Below are 11,093 nucleotides of genomic sequence, written 5' to 3'. Positions count from 1 at the left end.
GCGCTACGGGCCGATCTCATGCCCGACCGCCGCACACGCACCCGGCCCCGCGTGATCAAACGCGCGATCTCGAAATACCGGGCCAAAGGCCGTGCCATCGACCACCGAACCTACCCCGCGACACTCACCACGAGAATCTTGACACCCGACCCAGACGACTAACCGAACGGCATTGGGGTTAGTGCTCCGCGGACGTCTTGAGCGGGACTTCCTTGCCCTCGGCGTCGATGAGCTTGCCGCCCTCGTAACGGTCGCCGTCGGCCAGGATCTTCAAGTCGGCTTCGGTGACCACCCGGGCGGTGCCGGCCACAAACACTGACTGGTTCTCCGAGTTGCCGGCCTTGAGGTGGTTGAAGAGCAGGTTCAGCAGGATGGCCATGACGGCGGCCGAGCTGATGCCCGAGTGGAAGATCGTGGAGAACCAGGACGGGAACTGGTCGTAGAACTTCGGGGCCGCAATCGGGATCATGCCAAAGCCGATGGAGGCGGCCACGATGACCAGGTTCATGTTGTTTTTGTACTCCACCTTTGCGAGCGTGCGGATGCCGCTGGCGGCCACCGTTCCAAAGAGTACGACGCCGGCGCCGCCCAGGACGGGGGTCGGAACCGCTGCGACCACACGGCCGAGGATGGGCAGCAGGCCCAGGATCACCAGGATGAGCCCGCCGGCGCTCACGACGAAGCGGCTCTTGATGCCCGTGATGGCCACGAGGCCAACGTTCTGGGCGAAGGCGCTCTGGGTGAAGGAGTTGAACAGGGGCGAGATGGCGCTTGAGAGCATGTCCGCCCGCAGGCCGTCGCCGATGCGGCGGGAGTCCACCTTGGTGTCCACGATCTCGCCGACGGCGATGATGTCCGCCGAGGTCTCGGTGAGCGTCACCAGGATGACAATCAGCATCGAAATGATCGCCGCAATCTCAAAGGTCGGCAGGCCAAAGGCGAACGGCGTAGGGAAGGCAACTACGTCGCCCTGGCCCACTTTGGAGAAATCCGCCATGCCCGTGAACAGCGCGATCACGGTGCCGATCACCATGGCCAGCAGGATGGACAGCCGGGAGATGGCGGCATTACCCACCTTGCTCAGCAGCAGGACGATGCCCATGGTGGCCGCGGCGAGGCCGATGTTGGCCACGCTCCCATAGTTCTCGGCCTTGGCGTTGCCGCCCATGGCCCAGTTGGCGGCGACCGGCATCAGCGTCAGGCCGATCGTGGTGATGACGGTGCCGGTGACCACGGGCGGGAAGAACTTGATGATTCTGGAGAAGAGCGGCGTGATGGCCAGGCCGATCAGGGACGCCACAATCACCGAGCCGAAGACGGCCTGGATGCCGCCGCCGCCCTGCACGATCGCCACCATGGTGGAGACGCCGGCGAACGAGACGCCCTGTACCAGGGGCAGTTGAGATCCAAAGAACGGGATGCCCACGGTCTGCAGGATGGTGGCGAGGCCGCCGACGAACAGGCAGGCCGCGATGAGCAGGCCGATGTCCGTGGCGGACATACCGGCCGCGGCTCCGATGATGAGCGGCGGGGCGATGATGCCGCCATACATGGTCAAAACGTGTTGGAAACCGTACGCGAACGTGCTTCCGATCGAGAGGCGCTTGTCCTCGGGGCGGGCCGCGGAACTAGTCGACGCGGGCCGGGACTTCTTCTTGCTGTTCATGGCAGACTTTCTTGGTTCATGGCAGACGCCTTCGTCTGGCTAACAATGTCTGGCTAACAATTTGGGGCTTTGGGGCCGGTTGATTTCGACAAGCTCAATCACCGTAGACGGGCCCAACCACCGGGTTTGGTCCGGTGGTCGAGCCCGTCGAGACCCGGTGGCAGATCAGCAGAAGCCGGCGATGCCGTTCCAGGCGGCGGGGGCCGTGCCTGAGTTTTCGCGCTGGACCGTGGCCTCGATCAGGCCGTAGGGGCGGTCCGCGGCGAAGAAGACCTCGTTGGGGTTGTCGAGCCCGAACGGGCTGAGGTCAACCAGGAAGTGGTGCTTGTTGGGCATCGAGAACTTGATCTCGTCCACTTCGCCGTGTGCTTCCAGGACCTTCTTGCCCATGTCGAACAGGGTCTGCTGCAGGGCGTGGGAGTAGTTCTCCGTGAAGCCCTCGAGCAGGAGGGCCTTGATGTCCTCGTAGCTCTTGTTGAAGTCCGTGGCCGTGTGGTCCAGGCCCGTGCTGTAGCGCCAGCGGGCGGAAACATCCGTGGCCAGGATGCGGTCCGTGGTCTCGGGCAGGGTGGTGTACTTATCTCGCGGGTAGCCGACAAAGCCGGACTGGGTGGTCTTCAGGACGGTCAGGTCCTTGAGCCCGGAGATCAGGTGCGTGGTGTTGCCGTCCCGGACCACAACGGCGGTACGGACTTCCTGCCCGTTCCGGACAAAGCTGTGGTCGTGTTCGGAGCCGTGCGACTGGATGCGGTCCCAGGTGTAGGACTCGGCTTCCCAGCGGCCGCCCGTAACCCAGTCGAAGCCTGACGTGAAGTGCTCGCTGAGGCGAAGAAGGAAGGCTTCGGGGGAGCCAACGCCCGCCCTGGCGAAGGCGTAGATGGTGTTCTTCTGGGTGTCCGTGGCGACGACGTGGGCGTTGTCGCCCTGGAGGTGCGCAGCCTCGAAATCGCCGCGCAGCTGCGAGGTGACGTTCAGGTCTTCGATCTGGTGGCGGTCGGTGTCGCGGGTGACTTTGACGACGCGGACTTCGGCCTTTCCGTACTGGTTGTGGCCGAGGATGATGTTGCTGCTCATGGTCAGATTCCCAACTTCAGGTATGTGGGACCAAGGTTCCACATAGAAATTAAGCGCGCATTTCCCGCGCGTTTCTAGTACCGTCGGCCCAACAAAAAATGAGCCGACATCAATTGATGTCAGCTCATTACGACCCTGCCTGCTGCTCCCAGGTTACGTGACTTGCGCCACGAGTTGGGTACCAGAATAGCCCAGCTTCGGGGTGGTGTACATCACAATCTGAAAAATCAGTTTGTGACCGAGGGTCGCCCGGACCATTGACGTACCGAGATCCGGCAGTTTAGGCTATTTCACATAGCAAAAGTTCTTTTCCACTTTGCGGAATCATCAAAGTATCATCAACCCACCTCGGAGGAGGATCAGATGTACCAGCAGGACACAACGCCGGTCGCACCGGAACACACGGCGGCACCCGCCGTCCAGGAGTTCTACCTTCCCCTCGGAGGCGGAACGGATCCGGACTTCTATCTGCCCGCGGACCGGGAGCATGTTCCGGGCCGCTTCTCGCGCTGGGTCCAGGGCCTGCCGGGCTTCGGCAGCCAGCGTTCCCGACGGGGCTGACGACACGCATCTTCGTTGAGGACACGCAAACGGCCTGGCGACACCCAAATTCGGGTGTCGCCAGGCCTTTTGCGCGTCGCGGGGCCGTTTGCGCGTCGCCAGGATCAGGACTCCGACGGCCCCGGGCGCCCCGGCCACTGCTTGCCGGCCCACGGGTCGTAGTCGGCGATGAGCTCCTCCTGTGGCGGACGCTCCGGTTCGGGGACGTGCTGCAGGTTCACCCGCACCCGGTACCAGAGCGAGCTTGATCCGCGCATTCCGTCGACGAGCACATCGGCGGGGTGCAGGGCCGGGACGAGGTCCGCATGCCGGGACTTCCACTCATCGAGTGCCGCGAGGGCCTCGGGCTTGGTCCTGGTGCGGGCAACCTCGATGAGCGGCATCAGCGACTGCCGGCGGCCGGAGCCGTCGCCGCTGCGCGGCGCTTTCTCCGCGGGGCCGAGCTCGGCCGCCAGCGCGAGGAGCCCGTCGAGTGTGCCCACCGCGTCATCGATCCCGGCGTGCGGGTCGCCCACGCTGGCGAAGCGCCCGGGCACCGTCCGCACCGTGAACTGTTCCGGCCGGATGGAGCGGACCTCATCCCAGGTGAGCGGCGTCGAAACCCGGGCATCGGGCAACGGTCGGATCGAGTACGCCGATGCCACGGTGCGGTCCTTTGCGTTCTGGTTGAAGTCGACGAACACACTTTCGCCGCGCTCTTCCTTCCACCACCGCGCGGTAGCGAGGCCGGGAGCGCGGTTTTCGACCTCGCGGGCGAGGGTCTCGGCGGCGAGCCGCACCTCGCGGAACGACCACTGCGGCGCGATCCGCACCAGGATGTGGAGTCCACGCGACCCGCTCGTCTTCGGCCACCCCACCAGCCCCACGTCGTCGAGCACCTCCCGCGCGACATGCGCGACATCAACGATCTGGGACCAGCTGACCCCCGGCATCGGATCGAGGTCCACCCGGAGCTCGTCCGGGTGCTCAAGGTCCTCGGCGCGCACGGGATGCGGGTTAAGGTCCAGGCAGCCAAGATTCACCACCCACGCCAGGCCCGCAGCATCCCGGATGACGGCCTCCTCAGCCGACGTCCCCGACGCGTAGTGCAGCGTCGTTGTGTCGATGAAGTCGGGGTGGTTTTCGGGCACGCGCTTCTGGAAAAACGGCTCAGCGTCGATGCCCTTCGGGAAGCGCTTGAGCACCATGGGCCGGCCACCCGCACCGCGCAGCGCACCATCCGCGACGGCGAGGTAATAGCGGACCAGGTCGAGCTTAGTCAGCCCGGGCTCGGGGAAAACCACCTTGTCCGGACTCGAGATGCTCACCTCGGTGCCGCCAATGTCGAGGATCTCGGCCGGGGTCTTCGACGGGCTCATGCCGCCACGCTAGCAACGATCGGAGGTGGCAGCCAGAGCTCGTGCATAGGCCCGTTCTGACGGTTCCCTGAACGCCCGACGCCGCTGGACGTCGTGTGCGCAGGGAACCGTCGAAACGGCCAGCGAAGAGCTACCCCGCCACAAGCTTCCGCGCCGCGGCCGAGTGCTCCGCAATGAGCCCCGCGATGTCCAGCCCCGGGATCTGCCCGTCCACCACACGCCACTTCCCGCCCACCATGACGCGGTCCGCGCGGTCCGCGCCGCACAGCAACAGCGCCGCCACCGGGTCGTGGCTGCCGGAGAACCGCAGGTCGTCGAGGCGGAAGAGTGCCAGGTCGGCCTGCATCCCCGGCGCCAGTTGACCAATATCGGAACGCCCCAGCACGGCTGCCGAGCCCCGTGTCGCCCAGCCAAGAGCGCGCTCCACCGGCACATCCGCTCCGTAGCGCAGCCGCTGCAGGTACAGCGCTTGCCGAGCTTCCAGGATCATGTTGGAAGCATCGTTCGACGCCGATCCGTCCACTCCCAGCCCCACCGGGACCCCGGCTGCCTCGAGTTCCAGCACGCGTGCGGTGCCTGACGCGAGCCGCATGTTCGACGTCGGGCAGTGTGCAACGGCGGTGCCGGCGGCTCCCAGCCGGGCGATCTCGTCGTCGTTGAAGTGGATACCGTGGCCCAGCCAGGTGCGGTTGCCCAGCCAGCCGACGCTCTCAAGATAGTCCACGGTGCGCAGGCCGAACATCGAGAGGCAGAAGTCTTCCTCGTCGATGGTCTCAGCGAGGTGCGTGTGCAGCCGGACGTCAAGCCGCTCGGCCATCAGGGCGCTCTCGGCCATAATTTCCTTGGTCACCGAGAACGGCGAGCACGGTGCCAGCGCAATCTGGATGACGGCGCCGTCGCCACGCTCGTGGTACTGGGAGATGAGGCGTTCGCTGTCCGCCAGAACGATCTCCGGCCGCTGCACCGTGGACTGCGGAGGCAGGCCGCCGTCGTCCGTTCCCAAGGTCATGGAGCCGCGCGTAAGGGTGGCCCGCATGCCGAGTTCGCGTACGACGCCGACCTCCACGTCGATCGCGTCCTCGAGTCCCGCGGGGAACAAGTAGTGGTGGTCGGCTGCCGTGGTGCAGCCGGAGAGCAGCAGCTCGGCCAGGGCCACTTTCACCGCGAGTTCCAGGCTGTCCGGAGTCAGGCGCGCCCAGACCGGGTAGAGGTTCTGCAGCCAGGGGAACAGCGGGGCGTTGGCCACCGGACCCCAGGCGCGCGTGAGGGTTTGGTAGAAGTGGTGGTGCGTGTTGATCAGGCCCGGCATCAGGACATGCGCGGAGGCGTCAAATGTCGAGTCGCAGGGTGCGGACGGCTGCCCGCCGGCCGGAACCAGCTCGGCGATGATGCCGCCGCTGACCACGATGCCGCCGCCGGCGTCGAGCCCGTTGGCGGTGAAAGCGGCGAGCGGGGTCCTGATCCAGAGCCTGGACGGGATATGCGGGTGGGCCATGGATGGCTCCTTGTCTGGTCGGCAACAAATGCGTTCCAGCTCAGTTAGGCCCTGTCTGCTGATCCAGGTGGCGCCAGCCTAGGGTGCTGCCGCGACGGAAGTCAATGCCACGTGGGGTCACATACGGCCCATTCCGCGCCTCTGGATAGGCCGTATGTGACCCCGCGTTGCTAGGTAATTTCACATCACGAAATTAAGTTTCCAGAAAACTATGGCGCTGCTCACACATCCGGTGCTAATCTCGATCTTGCCAAAGGCGGGCACCCGGACTCCGGGAAGCTATCTACCAGGCGAACCTTCAAAAGCACATGCTGAAGCCTGGTAGCCGTATCACTGGCGCGTCCCCGTCTCAGGGTTACTGGGCTTCCTTGCCACTAAGGAAGTCGCAAAATGAGCACAACCGTCACGGCCGAACATTTCCTGGCCGCATCCATAAATCTGGCAACAGCCAACGTCCTGGACAGCGGTGGCCCGTTCGGCGCCGTCATTGTCACCGCGGATGGCCGCGCCTTCGAAGGCGTCAACCGGGTCACCGCCACAAACGACCCCACGGCCCACGCCGAGGTCACCGCCATCCGCAATGCCTGCCGCGAGCTCGGCACCTTCGATCTCAGCGGAGCCACCCTCTACACGAGCTGCGAGCCCTGCCCCATGTGCCTGGCCTCGGCCCTCTGGGCCCGGATCGGCAACGTGGTCTTCGCCGCCGACCGGCACGACGCAGCCTCCGTGGGCTTCGACGACGCGGTCTTCTACGAGTACTTCGAGAACGAGGACCGGGATGCACTGATGCCGGTCGCCAAGCTGGAACTGGGCGACCCCCAGGCTCCCGCCATCCTGGAACCGTTCAACACCTGGAACACGCTCGATTCCAGGATTGACTACTAGGATCCGGTGGCTGACATGACAATCCTGGACCCCGCAGAAATGCGAACCGCAGCTGAAAAGCAGGCTGCGCCCGAAGGCGCAGAGCACACGGCGGCACCCCGGCCCCCGGCGTCGAAATCCTTCCTGGATAGTTTCTTCCAGATCACCAAGCGTGGCTCCACGCTGGCGCGCGAATTCCGCGGCGGCATTGTCACGTTCTTCACGATGGCCTACATCGTGATCCTCAACCCGCTGATCCTGGGCGGTTTCTCGGCCGAGAACGCCCCCACGGACGTCGCCGGCGGCTGGCTCTCGGCAGCGCAGGTGGGGGCCGTTACCGGGCTCACCGCCGGCGTTATGACCATCGTGTTCGGCCTCGTCGCCAACCTGCCGTTCGGGCTCGCAGCGGGCCTGGGCATCAACTCGTTCCTGGCAGTGGCCGTCATCCAGGACGTCACCTGGCCCGAAGCCATGGGCCTGGTGGTCATCAACGGTGTCCTGATCGTCCTCTTCGGCGCCACGGGTGCCCGGACGGCGATCTTCAAGGCAGTCCCCAAGGAACTCAAGGCTGCCATCACCGTCGGCATTGGCCTGTTTATCGCCTTCATCGGCTTTGTGGATTCCGGCTTCGTCCGCCCCACCAAAGGCGGCCCGCCGGTCCAGCTCGGCAACGACGGCTCCATCACCTCCATCCCCACCCTCGTCTTCATCGTCGGTCTGTTGGTCATGGGAATCCTCGTGGCCCGCAAGATCCAGGGCGGCCTCCTGATCGGAATCGTCGCCACCACAGCCCTCGCCGCCGTCGTCGAGGCCGCCATGCATATCGGTCCCGGCAGCGCCGACAACCCCGGCGGCTGGCACCTCAACGTGCCCGTGCTCGCCGGCCAGCTGGTCTCCGCCCCGGACTTCAGCCTGGTGGGCCAGTTCGATCTCTTCGGCTCGTTCTCAAGGATCGGCGGCCTCGCGGCAACCATGCTGGTGTTCACCCTGGTGTTCACCAACTTCTTCGACGCCATGGGCACCATGACCGGGCTCGCCAAGAGCGCCGGAGTGGCGCACAAGGACGGTACGTTCCCCAGGCTGAAGTCGGCCTTCATCGTCGAGGGCATGGGCGCAGTGGTGGGCGGCGGAACGTCCGGCTCGTCCAACACCGTCTACATCGATTCCGCGGCCGGCATCGGCGAAGGTGCCCGTACCGGCCTGGCCTCCGTGGTGACCGGAGTGCTGTTCCTGGGCTCGATGTTCTTTACGCCGCTGACCTCGGTGGTGCCGCTCGAAGTGGCGGCAGCCGCCCTGGTGGTGGTGGGCGCCATGATGATGGCACAGATCCGCGAGATCAAGTTCAGCAAGTTCTCGATCGCGTTGCCGGCCTTCCTGACCATCGTCACGATGCCGCTGACGTACTCGATCGCCAACGGCATCGGAGTCGGATTCATTTCCTTCGCCGTTATCAGCGCGGCGTCCGGCAGGGGCAGGAAGGTCCATCCGCTCATGTGGGTGGTCACCGCGGGCTTCATCATCTACTTCGCCCGGGGACCCATCAACGCACTGATGGGCGTGTAGGCCCCCGGCGTTACCGCCCATTCGGGCGCCTCAAACGGCGGTCCAGCCGCACCCACCGCATCGAGTAGGCGTCTGCCGCCGTGGTTCGCAGCACCGGAACCCACGACGGCGGGCGGCGGTGGAGTGCGGCTGTTCCGTCACGGACCGGGGCGGGATTAGAGGCCCCGCCCCGGTCCTCTCAAACCAACTGACCTGACTTTCCCTCTACACCAGCAAGGAATGAGATTATGAGGCAAGACCGAGCACTGCTCCGGACAGGCTTCCCGTCCGGGACCCCAGTGGTAAAGGACGTGTTGCCATGCTGGACCTAATACCTTCACTGGGAAGCTGGCGGCCTGCGGTCTCCGGCCAGCGCTGCGCCGTCGCCACCATCGTGGCCGCGGGGGGCTCCGTGCCCCGGCCGCTCGGCACCTCCATGCTTGTGTCGGAACACGGGGACGTCCTGGGCAGCCTCTCCGGTGGCTGCGTGGAGGGCGCCGTAGTGGACGCCGCCCTTGCGGTAATGCGCGACGGCGGCAGCCGCCTTGAGTCGTTCGGCTACAGTGCCGAGGACGCGTTCGCCGTCGGACTCTCCTGTGGAGGAGAGCTGGAGGTCCACATCCAGCCGCTCGGATCCTCGCTGGAGGCCATGGACTTCGCCATGCTGAACGGCCTGGCGGGCCGCCACTCCACCACTGCCGTGGCGCTGATCCGCCGGCTCGACGCGGGCGGGGGAGCCGTCGTCGTGCAGGATCCTGTGCGGTTCCGCGCCATGGAGTCCCCGGAACTTGCCCGGCTGGTGGGTGACCATCCCGCCACTGTTTACGCGGCAGCCGCCCAGCTCGAGCCGCTGCTCCAAGGCGGCCGCGCCGGTTTGGTCCGCGTGGCACCACCCGGCGGCTGCTCCGACAGCCGGGACCAGACCCACCCCGAACCCATCACCCTGTTCGTGGAAAGCCGGCTCCCCGCCGCGCGCATGCTGATCTTCGGCGCCAACGACTTCGGCGCCGCGCTGCTCCCGGCCGGGAAACTGCTGGGCTATGACGTCACCTTGTGTGATGCCCGGCCGGCTTTTTCGAACCAGGGCCGATTCCTCGCCGCCGACCAGGTGGTCACGGACTGGCCGAACCGCTATCTGGAGGCAGAAGCAGCCGCGGGCCGGGTGGACGGCCGCACCGTGGTGTGCGTGCTGACCCACGACCCCAAGTTCGACATCCCGCTGCTGGAAACCGCGCTCGGCCTGGGCCTCGCCTATGTGGGCGCCATGGGTTCGCGGCGCAGCCACCGCCAACGCATCGACGCGCTGCTCGCGGACGGCACGCCGGCGGAAGCGCTGGAGCGGCTCCATTCGCCCATCGGACTGGATCTGGGCGCGGTCACCCCGGCAGAAGTGGCTGTTTCCATCACGGCCGAGATCCTCGCGTCCCGTGGCCGGGCCGGACGGGGCAGCACCACGCCGGCGCCGCTCAAGGCATCCTCGCTCAAGGACGGCAGCGGCCCCATCCACCCCACATCAGAACCCCGCACGCACGAACCCCGCACGCACGAACCCCGCACGCACGAACCCCGCACGCACGAACCCCGCCAGGAGAACCCATGGACATGAACACCATCGAGGCCGTCGTGCCCACGACGGACCCCGCCGAATGGCGCGACGGCGATGCCTGGCTGGCCGGCGGCACGGTCCTGTTCTCCTACGGGAGTACCGTCCTGAAGCGGCTGCTGGACCTTGGCGAAGCGGGTTGGCCGGCCGTGACCGTGAGCAACGCCGGGATCGAACTGGCCGCCACATGCACCGTCGCGGAGCTCTACGCCCTGCCGGGTTCGGACGAAGTTGCCGGCAGGGAGTGGCCGGGCCTGGACTTGTTCCGTCCATGCTGCGACTCCTTCGTGGCATCCTTCAAGGTCTGGAACATGTCCACCGTGGGCGGCAACCTGTGCACCTCACTCCCGGCCGGGCCCATGATCTCGCTCTGCGCAGGACTGGACGCCACCGCCACCATCCTCGGCCCCGGCGGCAGCAGCCGCACGGTCCCGGTGGCCACGTTCATCACCGGGGACGGGCAAAACAGCCTGGCACCCGGCGAGCTCCTGCGCAACATCCACCTGCCGGCGTCGGCCTTGTCCGCGAAAGTGGCCTTCCGGCGGCTCTCGCTCAGCAACCTCGGCCGTTCCGGAGTCCTGCTGATAGGACGGCGCGACGCCGACGGCGGCCTGGTCATCACCGTAACCGCCGCCACCAAACGCCCCGTACAGCTGCGGTTCACCGCTGCCAAGATGGCCGGCCCCGCGGCCCTGGCGGCCGCCGTCGGGAAGGCCATTCCCGCGGAGCTGTACCACAACGACATCCACGGGCTGCCCGAATGGCGCCGGGACATGACCCTCCGGCTTGCCGAGGAGATCCGAGCGGAACTGCTGGAGGAACGGCTCACCGTGTCAGGCGATTTCTGGGCCGGCCGGCCGCACGCCTTGTCGCCGCAGCCAAGCGCGCAACCCGACACAGCACAGAACAAGCAGCAGAAGGAGGCCTGAG

Annotated in this window: 9 protein-coding genes; 5 read left to right on the top strand and 4 right to left on the bottom strand. The window is 66.3% G+C overall.

The window, feature by feature from the left end:
- Positions 1–178: 178 nt before the first annotated feature.
- Together ACX80M_RS18660 and pucL are read right to left on the bottom strand one after the other, a co-directional pair.
- Complete coding sequence (locus tag ACX80M_RS18660) at positions 179–1,666, bottom strand: nucleobase:cation symporter-2 family protein (RefSeq protein ID WP_252602840.1); 1,488 nt, start codon at positions 1,664–1,666, stop codon at positions 179–181.
- A gap of 165 nt (positions 1,667–1,831) precedes the next feature.
- Entirely contained in the window at positions 1,832–2,740 is a 909-nt protein-coding gene (gene pucL, locus ACX80M_RS18655) for a factor-independent urate hydroxylase (RefSeq protein ID WP_252602841.1), read from the bottom strand.
- Positions 2,741–3,103: 363 nt separating this feature from the next.
- On the opposite strand from pucL, the gene ACX80M_RS18650 reads away from it, so the two are divergent.
- A complete protein-coding gene (locus ACX80M_RS18650) occupies positions 3,104–3,301 on the top strand; it encodes a hypothetical protein (protein ID WP_252602843.1) in 198 nt (65 codons plus the stop codon).
- A 104-nt stretch (positions 3,302–3,405) separates the two neighbouring features.
- Here the strand turns inward: ACX80M_RS18650 and ligD are convergent, their stop codons facing one another.
- Entirely contained in the window at positions 3,406–4,659 is a 1,254-nt protein-coding gene (ligD, locus tag ACX80M_RS18645; RefSeq protein ID WP_252602844.1) for a non-homologous end-joining DNA ligase, read from the bottom strand.
- A 130-nt stretch (positions 4,660–4,789) separates the two neighbouring features.
- On the bottom strand, positions 4,790–6,154 hold the full coding sequence (locus tag ACX80M_RS18640; protein WP_459310141.1) for an 8-oxoguanine deaminase: 1,365 nt from the start codon (positions 6,152–6,154) through the stop codon (positions 4,790–4,792).
- Between the two features lie 390 nt (positions 6,155–6,544).
- Here ACX80M_RS18640 and ACX80M_RS18635 point away from each other — a divergent pair, with 390 nt between their 5' ends.
- The 4 genes from ACX80M_RS18635 to ACX80M_RS18620 all read left to right on the top strand — a co-directional run bounded on the left by ACX80M_RS18635 (position 6,545) and on the right by ACX80M_RS18620 (position 11,092).
- Positions 6,545–7,039, top strand: a complete 495-nt coding sequence (locus ACX80M_RS18635) for a nucleoside deaminase (protein ID WP_252602848.1) — start codon at positions 6,545–6,547, stop codon at positions 7,037–7,039.
- A gap of 15 nt (positions 7,040–7,054) precedes the next feature.
- Positions 7,055–8,581 (top strand): NCS2 family permease, encoded by a 1,527-nt coding sequence (locus ACX80M_RS18630; protein WP_252602909.1) that lies wholly within the window; start codon positions 7,055–7,057, stop codon positions 8,579–8,581.
- A 298-nt stretch (positions 8,582–8,879) separates the two neighbouring features.
- The gene (locus tag ACX80M_RS18625; RefSeq protein WP_252602850.1) at positions 8,880–10,166 is read left to right on the top strand and encodes an XdhC family protein; all 1,287 of its coding nucleotides are present in this window, start codon (positions 8,880–8,882) and stop codon (positions 10,164–10,166) included.
- Positions 10,157–11,092 (top strand): FAD binding domain-containing protein, encoded by a 936-nt coding sequence (locus tag ACX80M_RS18620; protein ID WP_252602852.1) that lies wholly within the window; start codon positions 10,157–10,159, stop codon positions 11,090–11,092. Before ACX80M_RS18625 ends, ACX80M_RS18620 begins: the two co-directional genes overlap by 10 nt.
- The last annotated feature ends 1 nt before the right edge of the window (position 11,093 follow it).

The sequence above is a fragment of the Pseudarthrobacter sp. MDT1-22 genome, from assembly GCF_054511035.1.
This window is presented reverse-complemented; position numbering and strand designations above follow the sequence as displayed.